The sequence below is a fragment of the Acidimicrobiales bacterium genome, from assembly GCA_035316325.1.
Classification (GTDB): domain Bacteria; phylum Actinomycetota; class Acidimicrobiia; order Acidimicrobiales; family VFJN01; genus DASXTK01.
The window spans coordinates 48437-72683 of the sequence record DATHJB010000043.1 but is presented as its reverse complement, the minus strand read 5'-3'; the positions used below and the strand labels follow the sequence as shown (position 1 = coordinate 72683).

General features: G+C 73.9%; 15 protein-coding genes. 12 read left to right on the top strand and 3 right to left on the bottom strand.

The annotated features are described in order from the left end of the window. The first annotated feature begins 70 nt into the window (after positions 1-70). From VK611_06360 to VK611_06320, 9 genes are read left to right on the top strand one after another with little or no spacing between them, the layout of a single operon-like run. Positions 71-1369, top strand: coding sequence for an ABC transporter substrate-binding protein (locus VK611_06360; GenBank protein ID HMG40933.1), 1299 nt, complete (start codon positions 71-73; stop codon positions 1367-1369). Further along, complete coding sequence (locus tag VK611_06355; protein HMG40932.1) at positions 1366-3660, top strand: MFS transporter; 2295 nt, start codon at positions 1366-1368, stop codon at positions 3658-3660. The genes VK611_06360 and VK611_06355 overlap by 4 nt, the downstream gene beginning before the upstream one ends. Then, positions 3660-6446, top strand: a complete 2787-nt coding sequence (locus tag VK611_06350; protein ID HMG40931.1) for an ATP-binding cassette domain-containing protein — start codon at positions 3660-3662, stop codon at positions 6444-6446. The genes VK611_06355 and VK611_06350 overlap by 1 nt, the downstream gene beginning before the upstream one ends. 41 nt (positions 6447-6487) lie before the next feature. Beyond that, positions 6488-9109, top strand: coding sequence for a family 78 glycoside hydrolase catalytic domain (locus VK611_06345; GenBank protein ID HMG40930.1), 2622 nt, complete (start codon positions 6488-6490; stop codon positions 9107-9109). Next, positions 9109-11154, top strand: a complete 2046-nt coding sequence (gene rhaD / locus VK611_06340; GenBank protein ID HMG40929.1) for a bifunctional rhamnulose-1-phosphate aldolase/short-chain dehydrogenase — start codon at positions 9109-9111, stop codon at positions 11152-11154. Before VK611_06345 ends, rhaD begins: the two co-directional genes overlap by 1 nt. A gap of 22 nt (positions 11155-11176) precedes the next feature. After that, positions 11177-12469 (top strand): TIM barrel protein, encoded by a 1293-nt coding sequence (locus tag VK611_06335; GenBank protein ID HMG40928.1) that lies wholly within the window; start codon positions 11177-11179, stop codon positions 12467-12469. Continuing rightward, entirely contained in the window at positions 12466-13779 is a 1314-nt protein-coding gene (locus tag VK611_06330) for an FGGY-family carbohydrate kinase (protein HMG40927.1), read from the top strand. Before VK611_06335 ends, VK611_06330 begins: the two co-directional genes overlap by 4 nt. Continuing rightward, positions 13776-14522 carry a DeoR/GlpR family DNA-binding transcription regulator gene (locus tag VK611_06325; protein HMG40926.1) on the top strand — a complete coding sequence of 249 codons (747 nt, stop codon included), beginning with the start codon at positions 13776-13778 and terminating at the stop codon, positions 14520-14522. Before VK611_06330 ends, VK611_06325 begins: the two co-directional genes overlap by 4 nt. Next, positions 14522-15730 carry an alpha-hydroxy acid oxidase gene (locus tag VK611_06320; protein ID HMG40925.1) on the top strand — a complete coding sequence of 403 codons (1209 nt, stop codon included), beginning with the start codon at positions 14522-14524 and terminating at the stop codon, positions 15728-15730. The genes VK611_06325 and VK611_06320 overlap by 1 nt, the downstream gene beginning before the upstream one ends. 14 nt (positions 15731-15744) lie before the next feature. Here VK611_06320 and VK611_06315 read toward each other — a convergent pair whose 3' ends face one another. Together VK611_06315 and VK611_06310 are read right to left on the bottom strand one after the other, a co-directional pair. Next, positions 15745-16449, bottom strand: a complete 705-nt coding sequence (locus VK611_06315; protein ID HMG40924.1) for an NPCBM/NEW2 domain-containing protein — start codon at positions 16447-16449, stop codon at positions 15745-15747. A 38-nt stretch (positions 16450-16487) separates the two neighbouring features. Then, positions 16488-19007: a hypothetical protein gene (locus VK611_06310; protein HMG40923.1), complete on the bottom strand. Its 2520-nt coding sequence runs from the start codon at positions 19005-19007 to the stop codon at positions 16488-16490. A gap of 147 nt (positions 19008-19154) precedes the next feature. Here VK611_06310 and fdhD point away from each other — a divergent pair, with 147 nt between their 5' ends. Both fdhD and VK611_06300 read left to right on the top strand, forming a co-directional pair. Continuing rightward, on the top strand, positions 19155-19955 hold the full coding sequence (fdhD, locus tag VK611_06305; protein HMG40922.1) for a formate dehydrogenase accessory sulfurtransferase FdhD: 801 nt from the start codon (positions 19155-19157) through the stop codon (positions 19953-19955). A gap of 1 nt (position 19956) precedes the next feature. Continuing rightward, positions 19957-22188, top strand: a complete 2232-nt coding sequence (locus VK611_06300) for a molybdopterin-dependent oxidoreductase (protein HMG40921.1) — start codon at positions 19957-19959, stop codon at positions 22186-22188. 72 nt (positions 22189-22260) lie between these two features. Here the strand turns inward: VK611_06300 and VK611_06295 are convergent, their stop codons facing one another. Beyond that, complete coding sequence (locus tag VK611_06295; GenBank protein HMG40920.1) at positions 22261-23739, bottom strand: amidase; 1479 nt, start codon at positions 23737-23739, stop codon at positions 22261-22263. 47 nt (positions 23740-23786) lie between these two features. On the opposite strand from VK611_06295, the gene VK611_06290 reads away from it, so the two are divergent. Next, a complete protein-coding gene (locus tag VK611_06290; GenBank protein HMG40919.1) occupies positions 23787-24233 on the top strand; it encodes a hypothetical protein in 447 nt (148 codons plus the stop codon). The last annotated feature ends 14 nt before the right edge of the window (positions 24234-24247 follow it).

Genomic DNA, 24247 nt, shown 5'->3' with positions numbered 1-24247 from the left:
AGATCGTGCTTGTGCGAGAACGTGCGATCACATATCTTCGAACATCGACAGGACTCGCCCGAGGGGGAACATGCGGACACGACGATGGATCGCCGGGCTGCTGGCGCTCGCGGTGGCGAGCGGCTGCACGGCATCCGACGACACGAGCGACGACACGAGCGACGAGGGCGGCGACAGCGACACGCCCGCCGCCGTCACGGGCGTCACCGACGACACGGTGCGGCTCGGCGTCGCCGGCGTCGACCCGCAGCAGGTGGCCGACCTGGGGCTCGAGGCCGACTTCGTCCCTCCCGAAGCGCTCTACCAGGCCTGGGTCGACACCCAGAACGAAGCGGGCGGCGTCGCGGGCCGCCAGATCGAGCTGGTGTTCGAGCCCTTCCTCCCCCTGGGCGACACCGAGGCCGAGGCCGCCTGCGTCGCCCTGACCGAGGACGAGCAGGTCTTCCTCGTCACCGGGATCCTCACCGGCGACACGCCCCTCTGCTTCACCGAGGCCCACGCAACGCCCTACCTCGGCCAGTACGGGCACTCGGCGGAGCGCGACGAGCGCTCGAAGGCGCCGTTCGTCGCCCTGGAGATGGCCGACGAGCGCCAGCGTCTCGCCGGCCTCCAGGTGTTCCTCGACGAGGGGGCGCTCGATGGGCGCGTCGCCCTCTACTGGGGCGCAGCGGACACGGCGACCGTCGAGGAGTACGTGAAGCCGGCGCTCGACGAGGCCGGCGTCGAGGTGGTGGTGGAGACCGCCCTCGACGACTTCGGCGGCGACCAGGCCGCCGAGGACCAGGCCCTCGACACGATCGTCGAGCGGATCCGCGCCGCGGAGCCCGACGCGGTCCTCAACGTGTCCGACTTCCTGCAGCCGCTGGTGGCGTTCCAGCGCAACGGCTGGCTGCCCGACCAGGTGCTGTCGACGTCGGCCCAGGCCCTGGTCGGGGGCGTCCTGGCCGACAGTGGCCTCGACGCCGAGACCCTCGCCCGGGTCACCGTGGCCGCGCCCTACGCGCCCACGAAGGAGGAGCTGCTCGCCGACCCGGAGGTGCAGCGCTGCGTCGACGAGTACAACGCCACGCAGCCCGAGGAGCCGATCGACATGGCCGCATCGACCGTCGACACGCTCGACGCCCTGGCCAACGACTGCGCCGCGTTCCGGCTGTTCGTGCTCGCCACCGAGGCCGCCGGCGACGACCTGACCCCCGAGTCGTGGGGCCGCGGCGCCGAGTCGCTGGGCGAGCTCGAATTGCCCGGCATGCCGTTCGCGTCGCTGTCCGCCGACAAGCACAGCGCCGGCGACGCCATCGGCCACTACCGCTACGACGCCGCCGCGGGCCGGATGGTCGCCACCGAGCCGCCCATCGAGGCGCCCGCGTGACGTCCGGCGGCCCCTCCGTCGCCGAGCCCGGCGCCGACGCTCCGGCGGGCGGCCTCGCCGGGTTGGCGGGGACGCTGGTCGCGGCCGAGGAGGAACGCCGCGGTGCCGGAGCCGATGCCGGCACCGGAGTCGGGGGCACGACGGCGCCGGACGGCGACGAGCACCTGCCCGGCGTCGGCAGCGACGCGATGTCGCTGCGCGACGGCCTGCACCAGGGCGGCCTCAGCATCTTCGTGGTGCTCCTGCTGCTCAACTCGCTCGACGAGCTGGAGGGCGCCGTGCTGGCGGTGCTCGCCCCCGACATCCGCGACACGTTCGGCATCAGCGACGGCGCCATCGTGTTCATCTCCGCCGCCGCCGTGGCCTTCACCGTGCTCGGCGCCGTACCGATGGGCTGGCTGGCCGACCGCTACCGGCGGGCCCCCGTCATCGCCGTGTCGAGCCTGATCTTCGGGGCGACCGTGTTCCTGTCGGGCCTGGCCGTCAACGCCTTCATGCTCTTCTGCACCCGGTTCGGTGCCGGCATCGCCAAGGCCAACACCCTCCCGGTCCACGGGTCGCTGCTGGCCGACGCCTACCCGATCGGGGTCCGCGGCCGCATCGGCGCCGTCACCGGCGTGGCCGGCCGGATCTGCGGCATCCTCAGCCCGGTCGTGGTCGGCGGCATCGCCGCGGCGGCCGGCGGCGTCGACGGCTGGCGCTGGGCCTACTACCTGCTGGGGATCCCGGTGGCGGTCGTCGCCCTGGCCGCGTTCCTGCTGCCCGAGCCCCGCCGCGGCCAGTGGGAGCAGCGCGACGTGCTCGCCACGGTGGTCGACGACGACCGGCCCGCCCCGCCCGTCTCCGTCGAGGCGGCCTTCACCCGGCTGCGCGGCATCCGCACCCTGCGCACAGTGGTGCTCGGCTTCGCCGCCATCGGCTTCGGGCTGTTCACCGCGCCGGTGCTGCTCAACCTCTTCCTCGAGGAGCGCTACGACCTCGACGCCGCCGGCCGGGGCGTCGTCGCCTCGATCGGCGGGCTGGCGGGCCTGCTGGTGCTGCCGTTCGTGGGGCGCGCCTACGACCGCTCCTACCGCCGCGACCCCGCCGTCACGCTCCGCCAGGTCGGCCTGCTGATCCTGCCGGCCGGGCTGCTCACCCCCCTGCAGTTCCAGATGCCCAACGTGGTCCTCTTCACGCTGTTCGGCCTGCCGCTCGGGGTGCTGCTGTCGGCGGCGTTCGTGATGATCGGCCCGTTGCTCCAGACGATCGTCCCCTACCGGCTGCGGGGCCTGGGCGCGTCGCTCGGGATGGTCTACATCTTCCTGCTCGGCGCCACCGGCGGTGCGCTGCTGGCGGCGCCGCTGGTCAACGCCTGGGACCCGGCCGTCGCGGTGCCGGCCCTGCTCGTGCCCGCCACCGTGGTGGGCGGGCTGCTGATCCTGCAGAGCTCCCGGTCGATCCGCGACGACCTCGCCCTGGTGGTGGCGGAGCTGCATGAGGAGCGTGACGAGCTGGTCCGCCGCGCGGCCGACCCCGACCACGTGCCCGTGCTGCAGGTGCACGGCATCGACTTCTCCTACGGCTCGGTGCCGGTGCTGTTCGACGTGGGCTTCGAGGTGGCCCGGGGCGAGGTGCTGGCGCTGCTCGGCACCAACGGCGCCGGCAAGTCGACGCTGCTGCGCCTGATCGACGGTGGGGCGACGCCCTCCCGCGGCGTGGTCCGCCTCCACGGCCAGACCGTCACCTTCGTGGCACCGGAGCAGCGGCTGCGGATGGGCATCGTCTCGCTCGCCGGCGGCGCCGGGGTGTTCCCCGAGCTGACCGTCGACGAGAACCTGACGATGGGCGCGTTCGTCTACCGCCACGACGCCGCCGACGTCGCCCGCCGCATCGACCGGTCGCTGGCGCTCTTCCCGCAGCTGGCGGGGCGCCGGCGGACGCGAGCCGGCGCGCTGTCGGGAGGCCAGCAGCAGGTGCTGGCCCTGGCGATGGCGCTGCTGCACGACCCCGAGGTGCTGCTGCTCGACGAGCTGTCGCTGGGCCTGGCTCCCACCGTGGTGGCCGACCTGATCGAGGTGGTCCAGGGCCTGCGGGCCCAGGGGATCGCCATGGTGGTGGTCGAGCAGTCGTTGAACGTGGCCCTGGCGCTCGCCGACCGCGTGGTGTTCCTGGAGCGGGGCCGGGTCCGCTTCGAGGGCGCGGCGGGCGACCTCGCCGGGCGCGACGATCTCTTGCGCGCCGTGTTCCTCGGCGACGTGCACGTGGGTGGGACCGGCCCGTTGGGCCCAGCGGACCCGGGGACCGGCTGATGCTCGGTTCGGTGCTGACGGGCCAGCTGGTCTTCGACGGGGTCGTCAACGGCCTGGCCATCGGGCTGATCGCCCTCGGGATCGTGCTCGTGTACCGGTCGAGCCGGGTGGTGAACTTCGCCGTCGGCAACCTCGGGCTGATCGGCGCCGCCCTGGTGGCGCTGCTCTGCGTCGAGCACGGGGTGCCGTTCTGGCTGGCGGCACCCGCGGCCGTGGCGGTCGGCACGCTGGCGGGGGCGGCGGTCGAGCTGGTGGTCGTGCGGCGGCTGTTCGAGGCGTCGCGGGTCACGCTGCTGGTCGCCACGATCGGGGTGGCGCAGCTGGCGCTGGCGGTGGTCGAGGCGCTGCCGCAGATCGACGGCGGGCTCAACACCGCCTATCCCGTCGCGGTCGACGGCTCGTGGACCGTCGCCGGGGTGCGGGTGTCCGGCCCGCAGCTCGCCATCCTCTGCGTGGTGCCGGTGCTGGCCGCCGGCCTCTCGTGGCTCCTCAACCGCACGACCCTCGGCCACGCCGTGATCGCCGCCGCCGACAACCCCCGGCTGGCCCGCACGGTGGGGATCAACCCGAAGATCGTGTCGACGGCGGTGTGGTCGATCGCGGGGCTGCTCTCGACCGTCTCGATGGTGCTGATCTCCGGCCAGTCGGGACGGGTCGCGGGCATCACCGACCTCGGCCCCAACACCATGGTGCGGGCGCTCGCCGCCGCGGTGCTGGCCGGAATGGTGTCGTTCCGGGGCGCGCTGGCGGCCGGGGTGGCCATCGGCGTGGGCCAGGCGCTGGTCCGCTTCAACCTGCCCGAGCAGACCGGGCTGGTCGACATGCTGCTGTTCGTCGCCGTGCTGGCCGCGGTCGCCCTGCAGGCGCGGCACGACGACCCGGCGCAGGGCTCGTTCCCCGGTCGAGCGGCCAGAGCCGCCGTCGTACCGCCCCGCCTGCGCGCGCGGTGGTGGGCCCGGCACCTCGACCGGCTGGCGCTGGGCGCGGTGCTGACGGTGGGGGTGGCGCTGCCGCTGCTGGTGACCCGCCCGTCGAGCGTCCTGGTGTACGCCACCGTGCTGGCCTTCGCGCTGTGCGCCACGTCGCTGACCGTGCTCACCGGTTGGGCGGGGCAGCTGTCGCTGGGCCAGATGGGCTTCGCCGGCCTGGGTGCCCTCGTGGCGGCGGCGCTGGCCCGGGGCCTGACCACCGAGGTGGGGTTGGCCGGCGTCTCGCTGCTGCGGATCGACCTGCCGGCGCTCACCTTCCCCACGGCGGTGCTGGGGGCGGCCGTGGCGATGGCGGTGCTGGCCGCGGTGATCGGAGCCCTGGCGTTGCGGGTGCGGGGCCTGCTGCTGGCGGTGATCACCTTCGCCTTCGGGCTCGCCGCCGCGCAGTACCTCTACCGCCGACCGGCGCTGTCCGACGGCGCCACGTCGTCGGTGCGCTTCGCCCGCACCGACCTGTGGGGCCTCGACCTGGCGTCCCAGCGCACCTACTACTACGTGGTGCTGGCGGTGCTCGTGCTGGTCCTGGCGCTGGTGGCACGGCTGCGGGCCACCGGTGCCGGCCGCTCGACGATCGCCGTCCGCGACAACCCGACCGGTGCGGCGGCGTTCACCGTGTCGCCGTTCCGCACCAAGGTGGTCGCCTTCGCCCTGTCGGGCGGGATCGCCGGGCTCGGCGGCGCGCTGCTGGCGGGCGCGGCCGGCAGCGTTCCCCTCACCGAGCGCTTCTTCCAGGTGGAGGACTCGCTGGCGCTGGTCGCCATCGTGGTGATCGGCGGCCTGGGCTCCACGTCCGGCCCGGTGCTGGGGGCGGTGTGGGTGGTCGGGCTGCCGGCCTTGTTCCCCGACAACGAGCTGGTGCCGCTGTTCGCGTCGAGCATCGGGCTGCTGGTGCTGCTGCTCTACCTGCCGGGCGGCCTGGTCGACGTCCCGCACCGCGTGCGCGCCGGGCTGTTCGCCTGGGCCGAACGTCGTCTCGCCCCCGCCCCGGTCGCCGCCCGCGTCCACGTGAACGGTGCTCGACCGGGACCGAGCGAAGCTCCCGCCGACGGCGTGGCGCTGGTGGCGTCAGACATCGTGGTGCGCTTCGGGGGCAACGCGGCGGTCGACGGGGCGTCGATCGCCGTCCACCATGGCGAGGTGGTCGGCCTGATCGGTGCCAACGGCGCGGGCAAGTCGACGCTGCTGAACGCCGTCGGCGGCTTCGTGCCCGCCACCGGCCGCATCGAGCTGTGGGGCGCCGACGTCACCGGGCTGTCCGCCCCGCGGCGCGCCCGCCGGGGCCTGGGCCGCACCTTCCAGGCGGCGCCCCTCTTCTCCTCCCTCACCGTGCGCGAGACGATCCTCGTCGCCCTGGAGGCCCGGGGTCGCCGCCGGGCCGAGCGCAGCAAGCGCGCGGAGGCGGTCGACCTCGTCGATCTCCTGGGGCTCGGCGGCTACGCCGACAAGACCGTCGCCGAGCTGTCCACGGGCACGCGTCGCATCGTCGAGCTGGCGTGCCTGCTGGCGCTCGACGCCCGGGTCCTGTGCCTCGACGAGCCCACGGCGGGCATCGCCCAGCGGGAGACCGAGGCGCTGGCCCCGCTGCTCCGGGGCGTCGGCCGTGAGCTGGGCGCCGCCATGGTGGTGATCGAGCATGACATGCCGTTCATCCGGTCGATCTCGCAGCGGCTGTACTGCCTCGAGGCGGGCCGGGTGATCGCCGAGGGCGACCCCGACGAGGTCTGCGCCGACCCCCGCGTGGTCGCCAGCTATCTGGGCACCGACGAGCGGGCCATCGCCCGCAGTGGAGCGGGGTGAGGTCCTTGTTCGGAGCTGTTCGATCGACTAACTTCGCACACGTGACCCACCCGTCCCTCACCGTCGAGCACCGTCGCGATGACGACCTGCTCGGGATCGGGCAGGCGGCCCCGCGCCTGTCGTGGACCACGTCCACCGACGCCGCCGGCTGGCGTCAGGCCGCCTACGAGGTGGAGGTCTCGATCCCCGGCCAGGGCCGCGCACCGTGGTCGTCCGGCCGGATCGAGTCCGACGAGTCGGTGCTGGTCGCCTGGCCCGCGGCGCCACTCGGGTCCCGCGAGCGGCGGGCCGTCCGGGTGCGGGTCTGGGGCGACGAGGGCGGCGACGCCTCCGCGTGGAGCGCGCCGGTCACCGTCGAGACCGGCCTGCTCGACCCTGCCGACTGGAGCGCCCACTTCGTCACCCCCGACGGCGACGACGACACCACCGCCATCACCCCCTGCCCCTACCTGCGCCGGGAGGTCGAGCTCCACGAGCCGCCCCAGCGGGCCCGGCTGTACGTCACCGCGCTCGGCGTCTACGAGGTCGAGATCAACGGCCACCGGGTCGGCGACCACGTCCTGGCCCCCGGTTGGAGCAGCTACGCGCAGCGGCTGCGCTACGAGACCTTCGACGTCACCGAGCTGCTCCGGCCGGGCCGCAACGCCATCGGGGCGGTCCTCGGCGACGGCTGGTACCGGGGCACCCTCGGGTGGCGGGGCGGCCGGCGCAACATCTATGGCGACCACCTCGCGTTCCTGGCCCAGCTCGAGGTCGTGCATGCCGACGGCACCACCACCGTCGTCGGCACCGACGGGAGCTGGCGCGCCGGCACCGGCCCCATCGTCCGCACGGGCCTGTACGAGGGCGAGACGTACGACGCCCGTCTCGAACGGCCCGGGTGGTCGTCCCCCGGATTCGACGACGCCGGCTGGAACGGGGTCCGCGTGCTGGACCGGGCCCTCGACACCCTCGTCGCCCGGGTCGGGCCGCCCGTGCGCCGCACCGAGGAGATCCGTCCCGTCGAGATCGTCACCTCGCCGTCGGGGCGCACGGTGGTCGACTTCGGGCAGAACCTGGTCGGCCGCCTCCGGCTGACCCTGCCGGCCGACGCCGGTCCCGCCGGCACCACGATCACCCTGCGCCACGCCGAGGTCCTGCAGGACGGCGAGCTGTGCACCGAACCGCTGCGCCTGGCCGAGGCGACCGACCACTACGTCGTCAGCGACGCGTCCGACGGTGCCGCGTGGGAGCCCCGGTTCACGTTCCACGGCTTCCGCTACGCGGAGGTCGAGGGCTGGCCCGGTGATCTGACCGCGGACGACCTGGTGGCGGTCGTGTGCCACTCCGACATGGAGCGCACGGGCTGGTTCGAGTGCTCCGACGAGCGGGTCAACCAGCTGCACCGCAACATCGTGTGGGGCATGCGGGGCAACTTCCTCGACGTGCCCACCGACTGCCCCCAGCGCGACGAGCGGCTCGGGTGGACCGGCGACATCCAGGTCTTCTCCCCCACCGCCGGCTTCCTCTACGACACCGCCGGGTTCCTGGCGTCGTGGCTGGCCGACCTCGCCGCCGACCAGTACGACAACGGCGTGGTGCCCTTCGTGGTCCCCGACGCGCTCGGCTACAAGCTCGGCGCCGCCGCCTGGGGCGACGCCGCCACGATCGTGCCGTGGGTGGTCCACCGGCACTCGGGCGACGTGGGCGTGCTGGAGACGCAGTACCCGAGCATGCGCGCCTGGGTCGACTTCGTGGTCGAGATGGCCGGCCAGAACCGGCTGTGGGACGACGGGTTCCAGTTCGGCGACTGGCTCGACCCCCACGCGCCGGCCGGCAACCCGTTCGACGGGCGCACCGACGTCCACCTCGTGGCCAGCGCCTACCTGTGCCGCTCGCTCGACATCGTCGCCGAATCGGCCCGCCTGCTCGGCCACGACGACGACGCCGAGCGCTACCGGAGCCTCGCCGGGGAGGTGCGGGCGGCGTTCCTCCGCGAGTACGTCACCCCCAACGGCCGGGTCGCCTCCGACTCGCAGACCGCCTACGCCCTGGCCCTCGAGTTCGACCTGCTGCCGGGCGACGCCGAGCGGGAGCGGGCCGGCCGGCGGCTGGTGGAGCTGGTCGAGAAGGCCGGCCACAAGATCGCCACCGGGTTCGTGGGCACGCCCATCGTGTGCGACGCGCTGTGCCGCGCCGGGGCCGTGTCCACCGCCTACCAGCTGCTGCTGCAGACCGAGTCGCCGTCCTGGCTGCACCCCGTCGAGCTGGGGGCGACCACGATCTGGGAGCGTTGGGACGGCCTGCTGCCCGACGGCCGGATCAACCCCGACGCCATGCAGATGAACTCGTTCAACCACTACGCCCTCGGCGCCATCGGCGACTGGCTGCACCGTCGGGTGGGTGGCCTGGCACCGGCGGCGCCGGGCCACCGCCGGATCCGCATCGCTCCCGTGGTCGATCGGGCCGAGGGCGGCCTGACCTGGGCCACCAGCCGTCACCGCACGCCCTACGGGATGGCCGAGTCGGCGTGGCGGCTCCGCGGCGACACGTTCGAGCTGTCGGCCATCGTCCCGCCCAACACCACGGCCACGGTGGTGCCGCCGAACGGCGCCGGCGAGCCCGTCGAGGTGGGCTCCGGGACGCACCACTGGTCCTACGAGCTGCCCGCCGAGGACACGTGATGGACGCCCCCGCTCACACCGAGGTCGAGGCCCTGCTGGAGCGCTCGCACGCCCTCGGGGCCGACCCGCGGGTCACGAACCACGGCGGCGGCAACACGTCGTGCAAGACGTCCGTCGACGATCCGGTCACCGGTGAGCCCACCGACGTGCTGGTGGTGAAGGGCTCGGGCGGCGACCTCGGCACGCTCACGCCGGAGGGCCTGGCCTGGCTGCGGCTCGACCGGGTGCGGGCGATCGAGGGCGCCTACCGGGGGCCCGAGCACGAGGACGAGGTCGTCGGTCTGTTCGCCCACTGCGGCTTCGGCCCGGCGGGGGCGGCGCCGTCGATCGACACGGCCATGCACGCCCTCCTCGACGCCCGCCACGTCGACCACCTGCACCCCGACGCCGTCATCGCCCTGGCGGCCGCCGCCGACGGCGAGTCGTTGACCAAGGAGTGCTTCGGGCGGGAGGTGGCCTGGGTGCCGTGGCGCCGTCCCGGCTTCGAGCTGGGCCTGCAGCTGCGGGCGCTGCAGCACGACAACCCCGGCCTGCGGGGCGTGGTGCTCGGCGGGCACGGCCTGACCACGTGGGCCGACACCGCCGACGGCTGCCGCGCCACGTCGCTGGCGGTGATCGACCAGGCCGAGCGGTTCATCCGCGAGCGGGGCCGCCCCGATCCCTTCGGCGAGCTCCGCCCCGGCTACGAACCGCTCCCCGGCGCTGACCGGCACGCCCTCGCCGCCCGGCTCGCACCCCACGTCCGGGGTCTGTGCTCCACCGACGGTCGGGTCGTCGGGCGGTTCACCAGCGACCCCGCAGTGCTCGACCTGCTCGCCCGCACCGAGGCCCCTCGCCTGGTGCAGCTGGGCACGTCGTGCCCCGACCACTTCCTGCGCACCAAGGTGCGGCCGCTGCTGCTCGACCTGCCGCGGGGCACGCCGTTCGACGAGCTGGTGGCCGAGCTGCGCGAGCTGCACCAGGCCTACCGCGACGACTACTCGGCCTACTACGCCCGCCACGCCGGGCCCGACTCGCCGCCGATGCGGGGTGCCGACCCGGCGATCGTGCTGGTGCCCGGCGTCGGCATGTTCAGCTTCGGCGCCGACGCCCGCAGCGCCCGCATCGCCGGCGAGTTCTACCTCAACGCCGTCAACGTGATGCGCGGCGCCGAGGCGCTGTCCACCTACGCCCCGATCGACGAGGCCGAGAAGTTCCGCATCGAGTACTGGGCGCTCGAAGAGGCCAAGCTGCGGCGGCTCCCCCCGCCGCGGCCGCTGGCCGGGCGCGTGGCGCTGGTGACGGGCGCGGCGTCGGGCATCGGGAAGGCCATCGCGGTGCGGCTCGCGGCCGAGGGCGCCGCGGTGGTGCTGGCCGACCGCGACCACGAGGGCGCGGCCGCGCTGGCCGAGGCCCTGGGCGGGGCCGACGTCGCCGTCCCCGTCGCGGTCGACGTGGCCGACGAGGCCGCGATCACCCGCCTCGTCGCCGAGGCCGGCGTCGCCTACGGCGGTGTCGACCTCGTGGTGAACAACGCCGGCCTCTCCATCTCCAAACCGCTGCTCGCCACCACCGCCGCCGACTGGGACGTCCAGCACAGCGTGATGGCCCGCGGCTCGTTCCTGGTGAGCCGGGAGACCGCCCGCACGATGCTCGACCAGGGCACGGGCGGCGACATCGTGTACGTGGTGTCGAAGAACGCCGTGGTCGCCGGGAAGGACAACGTGGCCTACGGCGCCGCCAAGGCCGACCAGGCCCACCAGGTGCGGCTGCTCGCCACCGAGCTGGGGCCCGCCGGCATCCGGGTGAACGGCGTCAACCCCGACGGTGTGGTGCGCGGCTCCGGCATCTTCTCGGGCGGGTGGGGCGAGGAGCGGGCCAAGGTCTACGGGGTGCCGCCCGAGGAGCTGGGCCGCTTCTACGCCGGCCGCACGCTGCTCCAGCAGGAGGTGCTGCCCGAGCACGTCGCCGCCGCCGTGTTCGCCCTGGTGGGTGGCGACCTGGCCCTGACGACGGGCAGCATCGTGCCCGTGGACGGCGGCGTGCCGATGGCGTTCGTCCGCTGAGTCCCGGGGGAAGAGGGGAACCATGATCGATCCGACCAGGGTCCAGGAGGAGAACGAGCTGCGGCGGGCCTGGCACGAGCCCGACCTGGCGCACACGCTCGACGTCGTGGGCCGCACGGGGGTCGACGGCGAGGCCGTGATCGCCGAGGTCGCCCGCTTCAGCGTGGCCGCGCCGTCGTGGGCGGTCGGCACCGGCGGCACCCGCTTCGGCCGCTTCCCCGGCGGCGGCGAGCCCCGCGACACCTACGAGAAGATCGACGACGTCGCCGCGCTGCACGCCCTGACCGGTGCCAACCCCACCGTCAGCCTGCACGTCCCCTGGGACGACCCCGGCCTCGGCGTCGGTGCCGCGGCCCTGCGCCGCCACGCCGAGGAGCGGGGCATCGGCTTCGACGCCATGAACTCCAACACCTTCCAGGACAACCCGTCGACCACCCGCGACGGCGCCGTGTCCTACAAGTTCGGGAGCCTGGCCAACACCGACCCCGCGGTGCGGGAGGCCGCCGTCGAGCACAACCGCTACGTGGTCGACCTCGGCGTCGCCCTGGGGTCGCGGGCACTCACGGTGTGGCTGGCCGACGGGATGAACCACCCCGGCCAGGCGTCGTTCCGGGGCCAGTTCGAGCGGGTGCTGGCGGGGCTGCAGGAGATCTACGCCCACCTGCCCGCCGACTGGGAGCTCTACGTGGAGCACAAGCCCTTCGAGCCGGCCTTCTACTCGTCGGTCAACAACGACTGGGGCACGTCGCTGCTCCTCGCCCAGGGCACCGGCGACCGGGCCAGGTGCCTGGTCGACCTGGGCCACCACCTGCCCAACACCAACATCGAGCAGGTGGTGTCGCGCCTGGCGATGGTGGGCCGCCTCGGCGGGTTCCACTTCAACGACTCGAAGTACGGCGACGACGACCTCACCGTCGGGTCGATCACGCCGTTCCAGCTGTACCTCATCGTGCTGGAGCTGCTCGAAGCCGGTGGTGGGCGGATGCCCGAGCTCGCCTACATGATCGACGAGAGCCACAACCTCAAGGACCCGCTCGAGGACCTGATCCAGGCGAGCGACGCCATCCAGCACGCGCTGGCGCAGGCGCTGTGCCTCGACCGGCCGTCGCTGCGTGACGCCCAGGAGGCCAACGACCCCGCCCGGGCCGCCGAGGTGCTGCACCGGGCGTGGCGCACCGACGTCCGGCCGCTGGTCGCCGAGGCCCGCCGCCGCAACGGCGCCGCCCTCGACCCCCTGGCCACCTACCGCGCCCTCGGCTACCGGGCGGCCACCATCGCAGCCCGGGGCAGCGACACGGTCGCGACCGGCCTGTGACCGGGGGCGCCGGCGAGGTCACCACGGTCGTCGCCGTCGACTTCGGCGCGGCGTCGATCCGGGTCTGCCGGGTCGACCTGCCGTCGGCCCGGCTGGAGGTCGTCCACCGCCACGCCCACCAACCGACCCCCGACGGCCGCTGGGACTGGGACCGCCTGGTCGACGAGATGATCCGGGGCCTGCAGCTCGCCCGGGCCGCCGGGCCGGTGGCGTCGATCGGGATCGACACCTGGGGCGTCGACTACGGGCTCCTCGACGCCGACGGTCGCCTGGTCGCCCCGCCGTTCTCGTACCGGCACCCCCGCACCGACGGCTACCGCACGATCGTCGACCGCCTCGGCGAGGTCGCCCTCTACCGGACCACCGGGGTCCAGCTGCAGCCGTTCAACACGCTGTTCCAGCTGGCCGTCCACGACCGCGCCGAGCTGGCCCGGGCCCGGCACGTCGTGCTCCTCCCCGAGCTCCTCGCCCACCACCTCACCGGCGAGGTCCACGCCGAGCGCACCAGTGCCGGCACCACGGCGCTGGTCGACCTCGCCACCGGCGACTGGTCGCCCGCGCTCCTGGAGGCGATCGGCGTCGACCCCATGCTGCTCGCCCCGATCGAGCCGGCCGGCACCCGGGTCGGCACCTGGGAGGGCGTCCCGGTCCACCTGGTCGGCGGGCACGACACCGCCTCGGCGGTCGCCGCCCTCGACCTGGGCCCGAGGGCGGCGTTCGTCTCCGCGGGCACCTGGATGCTGGTCGGCCGGGAGCAGCCCGCACCCGAGCTGGCCGAGTGGGCGCGGCTCGCCAACTTCACCAACGAGGCCGGCGCCCTCGGCGGCATCCGCTTCCTCAAGAACCTGGCCGGCAGCTGGCTGATCGAGGGGTGCCGCCCGGCCTGGGGCGACCCGCCGATCGACGACCTGCTCGCCGCGGCGGCCGCCGTGGAGCACGATGGGACGATCGTGGACGTCACCGACACCCGCTTCCTCCACCCCGACGACATGCTCGGCGAGGTCACCCGGGCGGCCGGCCTCCCCCGCTCCACGCCGCCGCCCGTGGTGGTCCGCACGATCGTCGAGTCGATGGTCGACGCCACGGCCCGGGTGCTTCTGTCTTCGCTGAGCCGGCCATACCCGGCTCAGCGAAGACAGAACGTGGAAGTCATCGGCGGCGGCGCTCGGTCGGCCCTCTACCGCCGCCGCCTCGCCGAGCAGACCGGCCTGCCCGTCGCCGCCGGCCCCGTCGAGGCCACGGCCCTCGGCAACGCCCTGGTCCAGGGCATGGCGTTGGGCCTCACCCCCGAAAGGACCGCCACCCGATGAGCGTCGACGCCCTCATCCGCCTGCAGCGCATCGAGGCCGAGGTGCGGCGGGCCGGGAAGGCCAAGGTCGGTGAGCTGGCGACCGAGTTCGACGTCAGCGAGATGACCATCCGCCGCGACCTCGACATCCTCGCCGAGCAGGGGGTCGTCCGGCGCATCCGCGGCGGGGCGGTGAGCATCGGAGCGGAGCCGTTCGCCGAGCGCTTCACCCGCCACCCCCGGGCCAAGAGCCGCATCGCCGCCAAGCTGGCCGAGCTGGTCGGCGACGGCGGCGCGATCGGCGTCGACGCCTCCAGCACCGTCCAGGGGATCGCCTCCCACCTCGGCGGCGTCGTCGACCTCACCGTGGTCACCAACGGGCCCGACACGTTCAACGCCCTCCAGAACAAGCCCGGCGTCACCGCCCTGCTCACCGGCGGCCAGCTCGACCCGCGGAGCGGCAGCCTGGTGGGCCCGCTGGCCACCCACTCGGCGCGCCAGCTGCTGCTGCGGCGGCTGTTCGTGTCGGCGGCGGCGGTCCACACGCGCTACGGCACCTCGGAGATGACGCTCGAGGACGCCGAGGTGAAGCAGGCGCTGGCCGACGTCGCCGGCGAGGTGATCGTGGCCATGGACTCCAGCAAGCTCGGCAAGCGGGGCGTGGCGCGGGGCCTGTTCCCCGACCGGATCGACGTCCTCGTCACCGAGCTCGACCCGGCCGACGAGCGCCTCGACCCCTACCGGGAGCACTGGGAGGTCCTCTGATGGGCATGGTCGAGACGCTCCGTTCGGTGCTCCAGTTCCGGGCGCTCGAGCTCGACCCCGTCGTGCGGCGGCTCAACCGGGCGGCGTCGATCGGCGACCTGCGGTCGATCGCCCGGCGGCGCCTGCCCCGCGGCGTGTTCGACTACATCGACGGCGCCGCCGAGGACGAGCGCACCCTGGCCGCCAACAGCGACGCCTTCGCCCGGCTCGGCTTCCGGCCCCGGGTGCTGCGCGACGTCGCCGAGGTCGACCCGTCGACCACCCTGCTGGGCCGCCGCCTGCCGCTGCCGCTGGTGCTCTCCCCCACCGGGTTCGGCCGCATCGCCGATCCCCAGGGTGAGCTGGCCGTCGCCCGGTCGGCGGCGAAGGCGGGGCTCACCTACACGCTGTCCACGCTGGCCACCCGCTCGATCGAGGAGGTCGCGGCGGTCAGCGACGGGCCCCGCTGGTTCCAGGTGTACGTGTGGCGCGACCGGGGTCTGGTCGAGGAGCTGATCCGCCGGGCCGCGGCCGCCGGCTACGAGGCGCTCGTGGTCACCGTCGACACGGCCGTGCTCGGCAAGCGCGAGCGCGACGTCCGCCGGGGCTTCTCGCTGCCGCCGAAGATCGGGCTGGGCACGCTGGTCGACGGGGCCGTGCACCCGGCCTGGACGTGGGCGTTCGTGCGGTCCGAGCCGATCAAGTTCGCCAACGTGGTCACCCGGGAGGTGGGCGACGGCAGCGACGCCGTCTCACTGGCCGAGTACGTCAACTCCCAGTTCGACCCGTCGCTGTCGTGGCGCGACCTCGACTGGATGCGCACGATCTGGGACGGCCCGATCGTCGTGAAGGGCATCCAGACCGTGGAGGACGCCCGCCTGGCCGTCGACGCCGGGGTCGACGCGATCGCCCTGTCCAACCACGGCGGCCGGCAGCTCGACACCGCGCCGACCCCACTCGACCTGGTCGAGCCGGTGGTGCAGGAGGTGGGCGACGCGGCCCCGGTGCTGTGCGACGGCGGCGTCCGGCGAGGCAGCGACATCGTGAAGGCCCTGGCGCTGGGGGCCACCGCCTGCATGGCCGGGCGCGCCTACCTCTACGGCCTCGGCGCCGGCGGCGAGCGTGGCGTCGACAAGGCCCTCGCCCTCCTCGACGCCGACGTCCGCCGCACCATGGCCCTCGTCGGCGCCCCCACCGTCGCCGAGATCACCCGCGCCCTGGTCGACTGACCGCCGGCCGGCGTTCAGGTGAGCATGAGGTCGGCCTGGGCGGCGCGGGCGCAGGCGTCGGGGGCGGTGTCGCCGCCGAAGACCCGGGTGGCGGTGACGGTGAGCTGCCGGGCGCCGGTGAGGTCGAGCTGGATGCGGCTGGCCTCACCCACGACGAAGGAGCGCCAGTACACCTCGGCGCCGTCGAGCGAGAAGCGGATCTCGACGGTCACGCCGGGCGCCGAGTCGTCGGCCAGGCCGAGGGTGCCGTCGAGGCGGGTGTAGCCGCCGCCGAGGTCGTAGGTGACGGTGCGGGTGGCGCCGCCCTCGCAGCCGCCGATCGGCTCCGACACGAACGTCTCGCCGTGGGCGCTCCCGCCGATCCCCACGTCGGCCGGCTCCCACGGCTCCCCATCCACCGGTACGAGCCCGGCCGGGCCCGGCACCGGCTCCTCCCCGTCGGCCGGTGGCTCCGACGACGGCGTGGTCACGTCCCCCTCGTCGTCGGCGGCCTCCGTCGTCGTGGTCGTCCCCGGCTCCGCGGAGTCGTCGTCGCCCGACCGCACCACCACGACGAGCCCGACGAGACAGGCGACCGCGACCGCCGCGACTCCCCCGACGATCCAACCCCGCCGCGATCCCCCACCGCCATCGCCACCGTCGGCGGGCTCGTCCTCCGCGGCGGGCTCGTCGTCGTCCTCGGCCGGGACGTCGGGTTCCTGCGCCTCGTCGTCCGCCACGGGGTCACCCTAGGAGACGGCCGAGGGGGCGTTCCCGCTCACCCGCCGGCTGGGGCGACGTCGGCGAGGACCTCGGACGGGTCCGCGGGGGCCACCAACGGTTCGTCGGGCTCGTCGGCGCCGGTGCCCGCCCGCAGCGTGCCCACGATCGTCCACAGCGAGACCGCCGCGAGGACGTAGGTGAGGAACCCGGTGGCGAACGTGGCCGTGATGCCGAAGAAGATCGACACCAGCGCCGCCATCACCGATCCCACCACCGACATCGCCCCGTTGATGCCCCACAGGAACGCGGTCGGTGCACCGGTGACGCGCCCCGCGGCCCGCATGCCGATCGAGAACGGCATGCCCATCAGGAGCGCGAGCGGGGCCAGGATCGCCACCGCGGTGAGGATCCGCACCGGCGTCGTCTCGCCGTCCATGGTGTCGATGACCTGCGGCGTCGCCACCCCGAACACCACCAGCAGGCCCAACAGCGCGGCCAGGGGCAGGAGCAACGACCGGGGTCGCCGGGGGTCGGTCACCCGTTCGACCAGCATGCTGCCCACCCCGCCGAACAGCAGCACCGTGAACAGCACCACGCCCAGGGCGTAGGTGGGATGCCCCAGGAAGGTCGACAACCGCTGGAGCTGGCTGAACTCGACGAACATGAACCCGAGCCCGATGCCGGCGAAGAACAGGTAGAACGGCCGCATCGCCCGGTCCCGCCGCCGGCCCTCCGCCCGGGCCATGTGCACCAGCGGGCCCCCGATGCACACTCCGGCCAGGAGCAGCACGGCCAGTGCCAGCAGCGCGAGGGTGGCCACGGACCGGTACACCTGCTCGTCGCTGAACCCCTCGCCGCCGAGGAACGTGCTGAGCCTCGCCATCTGGAAGAAGAACGGCCGGTCGTCGGTCGGCGCCGAGATGTCGGGCTTGAAACGCCCGATCGCCTCCTCCGGTCCACCGGCGACCGCGAGCTCCGCGAACCGGGAGTCGCCCACGCTGTCGGGCGTCAGGACGACCGGGAACTCCATCCGGTCGGCCGTCCGTGTCAGGGCGTCGATCGTCGCCTCGGGAAAGGGCTCCGGGCTGACCAGCAGCGTCGCGACGCTGACCCCGTCGAGGTTCTGGGGGCCCGCGTAGATCAGGATGTGGTCGCGCGGGTTCTCGACACCCCGCTCGGTCAGCGCCTGGGCCGCCAGCGCGGTCGTGCGCAGCATCTCGAGCGGCTCCCGACCGGGGGCCTCGTACCAACGTGACACCGACAGGACGCCGCCGGGACTGAGCCGGTCGAAGAAGGTCGCCCAGGCGTCGGTCGTGTAGAGCGAGTTCTCGCTGAGCGAGAACGCCCCCGCCGCCGTGGCCGCCCACGTGTCGATCATCGAGATCTGGATCTGGTCGAAGCGACGATCGGTGCGGGTAAGCCAGCTCCGAGCCTCGTCGTTGACGAAGTGGACCCGTGGGTCCTCGTCGAGGTGCCCGCTGAAGTCGCCGTAGGTGTCGTTGAGCAGGCCGAGGATGTTGCCGTTGATCTCGATCCCGGTGACGTCGTCGCACCCGAACTCGAGGGCCGACAGGACGTCGCGGCCTCCCCCGACGCCGATGGTGGCGACGTCGCAGCCCCGGTCCTGCGCGTGGAAGCCGATGTTGGTCACGTCGTAGCGCAGGAAATCGGTCTCGTCGGCGCCGCCGTCGTACCCGGTCATCGACGTGGCCGCCGTCGAGTCGATCGTGAGCGTGAGCTGCGGCACCGTGATGCTCGGATCGAGAGTCGTGCTGAGGCCCCAGCCCGCGGGCGGCCCGGCCCGGTTCATGTCGCCGTCGACAGTGACCCGTGAGAAGGCGTTCCAGCGATCCTGGACGTGCAGAGGATCCTGCACCTCCTTGGTCCACAGCACGCGGATGAACGGCTTGCCGTCGTCGTGGCGGATGTTGTTGCCGACCGACACGACCGCGAACGTCGCGAGGACGGCGACCGACACGATCTTGCCGCCGCGGACGCCGGCGTCGACGGCGAAGGCGAGCGCGGCGACGCTCGCGAGGGCGGCCACACCCACGACCAGGCTCGGACCGTCGAGCCAGTTGAAGGCGACCACCAGCAACACACAGCCCAGCCCCGCACCGACCAGGTCGGTGGCGTAGAGGCGGTTCACCCGGCTCGGGAACCTCGTCAGCGCCAGGCACACGACCACCCCGCTGCAGACGAACGGGACCGAGATGACGACGCACGTGAGCAGGACCGACCACAGGCCGACCGCGGTCAGGCGGGGAACGAAGGGGACCGCGAGCTGGGTCAGGAACGCCACCACGATCGACACGGAGAAGAACAGCGAGAAGCGGTGCATCTGCCGCTTGACCGCCTCGTCGGGGAACATGGCGGGCCGCAGGTGCACGATCAACGCGCCCACCGTCATGCCGAACAGCGCGACCGAGATCGCGACGAATGCGAAGTGGTACCACATCGTCACGCTGAAGATCCGCGTCAGCACGATCTCGTACATGAGCGTGGTCAGCGTCACGACGAACAGGCCCGCGTACGTGGCGGGGCGAGCGCGCAACGCACCGGCGACTTCGGTCATGTTCCCGCCCCCCAGGTTCGGGCACCCCACTTGCAAACCCGACCCTACTCGTCCCGGGGTCGACCCGTGCCGCCGCCAGCGCGATGAGTAGTGGACCCGGCGACGACGTGGACACCACGGGTTCGTCGCCCCGTTACCCTCCGGGACATGTCGCGCGGTCGGACGATGAAGGTGCTCACGCGGCACTTCGACGGGCGGACGTCCAGCCAGCGGCCGGACGAGCTGATCGTCGAGGAGCCGCTGGAGATCCACCTCGACGGCGTGCTGGTCGCCACCACCATGCGCACCCCCGGCCACGACTTCGAGCTGGCCGCCGGCTTCTGCCACACCGAAGGGCTCCTGGCCGGCGCGCCCGTCCGAGGCTGCCGCTACTGCGGCACCGGGGCGGCGATAGAGAGCGACTTCAACGTCGTCACCGTCGAGACCGGCGGCCTCGCCCCGACACCGACGCCCCGCCTCACCGCCACCACCTCGGCGTGCGGGATGTGCGGCACCACCGCCATCGACGAGCTGCGCGACCGCCTGCGGCCCCTCCCGCCGAGCGAGCCCCCACCGCTCGACGTCCTCGCCGACCTCGCATCCCGGGCCGCCAAGTCGCAGGAGCTGTTCGACGCCACCGGCGCCGTCCACGCCGCCATGCTGTTCGCCCCCGACGGCGAACCCCTGGTCACCAGGGAGGACATCGGTCGCCACAACGCCGTCGACAAGGTGGTCGGGCGCCTGCTGCTCGACGGCCGCCTCCCCGCCACCGGCCTGGGCCTGTGGGTGAGCGGCCGGGCCAGCTTCGAGATCGTGCAGAAGGCCTGGGCCGCCGGCGTCGCGACGGTGGTGGCGGTCAGCGCCCCGTCGTCGCTCGCCGTGAGCGCCGCCCGCCTGGCCGAGATGACCCTGTGCGGCTTCGCCCGCGACGGCCGGCTCAACGTCTACTCGGGCGCGGGGGTCGGCTGACGTGAGCCTCCGCGAGCAGTTCACCGGCTGGAACCCCCGGCTGTGGGCGGGCTGGCGGCCCAACGGCGTCGGCGAGCAGAAGCCCCACCACTACCGCGAGATGGCCAAGACGGCGTGGGACAACCGCAAGCACCCCGTCTACGCGTTGAAGGTCCTGAACCGGGGCGCCTGCGACGGCTGCGCACTGGGCGTCACCGGGCTGCACGACTGGACCCTCGACGGCGTCCACCTCTGCTCCACCCGCCTGCAGCTCCTGAAGCTCAACACCGCCGACCCGTTCGACCCGGCGCTCCTGGCCGACGTCGGCCCCCTCCGCACCAAGACCGGCAGCCAGCTCCGCCGCCTCGGCCGCCTGGCCCACCCCATGCGACGCCGCCGCGGCGAGCCCGGGTTCCGCCGCGTCACCTGGGACGAGGCCCTCGACGCCCTCACCTCGGCCCTCGGCACCGCGGAGCCCGACCGCGTCGCCCTCTACCTGACCAGCCGGGGCATCACCAACGAGACCTACTACGTCGCCGGCAAGGCGGCCCGGGCGCTGGGGATCGCCGGCGTCGACTCGGCCGCCCGCGTCTGCCACGCCCCCTCGACCCTCGGCCTCAAGGCGACCATCGGCGTGGCCGCCACCACCTGCTCCTACCAGGACGTGATCGAGAGCGACCTGGTGGTCCTGTGGGGCGCCAACCCGGCCAACAACCAGCCGGTGTTCATGAAGTACCTCTACCTGGCCCGTCGCCGGGGCTGCCGGGTGGTCGTGGTCAACCCCTACCTGGAGCCCGGGCTCGAGCGCTACTGGGTGCCGTCCAACGTCGAGTCGGCGGTCTTCGGCACGAAGATGAGCGACCTGCACGTGCCGGTCCGCCCCGGCGGCGACGTCGCCCTGGCCAACGCGGCGCTCAAGCTGCTGGTCGAGCGGGGCGGGATCGACGAGCGGTTCGTCGCCGAGCACACCGAGGGCTTCGCGGCGCTGCGGCAGGATCTCGACGGGCAGGACCTCGACGACCTCCTGCGTCTCGCCGGCGTCGACCGCCCCACCGTCGACGCCTTCGTCGACGAGCTCATGAAGGCCGGCGCCGCCATCCACCTCTGGTCGATGGGCATCACCCAGCACCGCGACTCGGTCGCCGGCGTGCAGGCCATCGTCAACCTGGCCCTCGCCCGGGGCGACGTGGGCCGGGACGGCGCGGGCCTCATGCCCATCCGGGGCCACTCGGGCGTGCAGGGCGGCGCCGAGATGGGTGCCTACGCCACGGCTCTCCCGGGCGGCCTGCCGGTCGACGACGTGCACGCCGCGGCGCTGGCCGAGCAGTGGGGCTTCCCCGTCCCTCCGGCTCCGGGCCTCACCGCCCCCGAGATGGTCGACGCCGCCGAGCGGGGCGACCTCGACGTGCTGTGGATGTCGGGCGGCAACTTCCTCGACGTGCTGCCCGACCCGCCCCGGGTCGAGGCCGCGCTGGCCAACGTTCCCCTGCGGGTCCACCAGGACGTGGTGCTGAGCAGCCAGATGCTGGTCGACGGCGACGACGTGCTGCTCCTGCCGGTCGCCACCCGCTACGAGCAGGAGGGCGGCGGCACCGAGACCACCACCGAGCGCCGCATCATCTTCAGCCCCGAGATCCCCCGCCGGGTGGGCGAGGCCCGCAGCGAGTGGCGCCTGTTCGCCGAGGTCGCCGCCCGTACCCGGCCCGACCTCGCCGACCGCTTCGCCTGGCCCACCAACCGCGACCTGCGGGCCGAGATCGCCGACGTCGTGCCGTTCTACGCCGGCATCGAGACCCTCGCCGAGCCCGGTGACCAGGTGCAGTGGGGCGGCCGGCACCTGTGCGCCGACGGCGCCTTCCCCACGCCCGATGGCCGAGGCCACTTCTCCGTGCTGACCCCGGTCGAGCCCGACCTGCCCGACGGCCGGTTCCTGGTGACCACCCGCCGGGGCAAGCAGTTCAACTCGATGGTCCACGCCGCGGTCGACCCGCTGACGGGCGCGGTCCGCGATGCCGTGTTCGTCGACCACGCCGACGCTGCCGACCTGGGCCTCGCCGACGGCGACCGGGTGCGCCTGACGTCGGACACCGGCACCTTCGAGGGCACCGCCAAGCTGGTGCGCCTCCCCGCCCGCTCGCTGCAGGTCCACTGGCCGGAGGGCAACGTGCTGATCCCGACCGGCGCCGAGCACCGCGAGCCGGGCTCGAAGGTGCCCGCCTACAGCGCCGTCGTGAGCGTCGAGCCCGTCACGTGACGCCCTGACGGAACGTCGCCGTCGTTGCGGCCCGGAGCGACCGTTTCGGTGCGTCGACGCCGCAACGTGGGCTCAGGCGAAGTCCGGCGGCGGGGTGAAGCCGCCGAGCAGATCCTCCAGGTGGCCCGCGACGGCGATCGCCGTCCGGTCCTCCAGATGGCCGGCCACCACCTGGACGCCCACGGGCAGCCCCTGCGGCGTCCGGCCGGCCGGCGGCACGGCGACCGGCACCAGCAGCGTGCCGATACCGCCGTTCCAGGCGATGCCGTCCATGTAGGAGCGGGTCGTGCCGTCGACGTCGAGCGTGCGGGCGATGATCTCGCGCTCGGTGTCGTGCGGGAAGGCGGCGGTGGTCATGACCGGGGCGAGCAGCACGTCGTGGTCCCGGAACAGCCGGGCGAAGGCGGCGCGGTGGTGCTGGCGCCGCTCGTCGGCCCGCAGCCAGTCCCGGTGGCGCCGGGTGATGGCGCGCAGCGCCCGGATCGCCGGCTCGTCGGCTCCGGGACCGGTCGTCGGCGTGCTGTCGGCCGCGGCGGCGAACCCGGCGAACGTCTCGTCGGGCAGACCGGCGAAGGTCAGGGGGAGCACCAGGCTCTCCCACGAGCGGGTGAGGTCACCGAGCCCGACGGGCGGCGTGTCGAGGGCGACCACCGTGGCGCCCCCGTCGGCCAGCGCCGCGGCCGCCTCGTCGAGGCAGGCCCGGACGTCGGCCGCCAGCGGGACGAACGGGTCGTCGAACCAGGTCGCCACCCGCAGGCCGGCGAGCGCTCCCCCGTTGCGGGGTGCCGGCAGCTCCAGCCGCCAGCCGACGCCGTCGCGCTCGTCGGGCCCCGCCAGCACGTCGAGGCCGAGGGCCAGGTCGGCGGCGCTGCGCCCCATCGGGCCGAAGACGCCCACGTCCGGGGTGCCGAGCGAGCCCGGCGGGCCCGGGATGTGACCCCGGGCCGGGATGATGCCCCAGGTCGTCTTGAGGCCGAAGACCCCGCAGAAGTGGGCCGGGTTGCGGATGGAGCCGCCGATGTCGCTGCCCAGCTCGAACCCCGTGAGTCCGGCGGCCAGCGCCGCGGCCGGGCCGCCCGACGACCCGCCCGCCGTGCGGTCGAGTGCCCACGGGTTGTCGGTCCGCCCGTAGACGTCGTTGTAGGTCTGCAGGTCGCCGGCGTAGAGGGGCGTGTTGGTCTTCCCGAACACGACCGCGCCCGCCGCCTTGAGCCGGGCGACCGAGGTGGCGTCGGCGTCGGGCACGTGGTCGCGCAGCTCGGGCGCCCCGGACGTGGTGACCAGGCCCTTGGTCTCGAAGGTGTCCTTGACGGTCATCGGCAGCCCGTGCAGCGGCCCCCAGCTCTCGCCCCGGGCGCGGGCGGCGTCGGCATCTTCGGCTCGCTGCCGGGCGCGGTCGACGTCGAGGGCGACGACGGCGTTGACCCGCCCGCCCAGGTCGGCCGACTCGACCCGGCGCAGGAAGTGGTCCAGCAGCTCGACGCTGGACACCTCGCCCTTCGCCAGCAACGCACACAGCTCGCTGGCCGATCGGAAGTGCAGTTCCCCCATGCCCGGAGACGCTAGGTCGCCGCGGCCGCGTCCGGCATGCTGGGCCCGTGGACGACGAACCCGGCCGGCTGGCCCCGCTGACGGTGCCCCGGCTGCTGGGGCGGGGGCTCACCCGGCGGTGCCCGGTGTGCGGGGCGTCGGGCCTGTTCCAGCGCTGGTTCACGATCCGGGAGCGCTGCCCCCGCTGCGACTTCCCGCTGGAGCAGCGGATCGAGGGCCACTGGATGGGCGCCCTGGGCATGAACACGATCGTCAGCTTCGGTGCCCTGTTCGTCACGATGACGGCCGGCCTGATCATCACCTACCCGGACATCGCCGTCGGGCCCCTGATCGCGGTCACGGTGACGGTCGCCGTCGTCGTCCCGCTGGTCTTCTACCCGTTCTCGAAGACCCTGTGGAGCGCCGTCGACCTGGCGATGCGCCCCCTCGAACCCGACGACGACGTCGACCCCCGCTGGATCCCGCCCCCCGCCCACCCCCGCCCCCACCGCTAGCGGCGACGTCGACT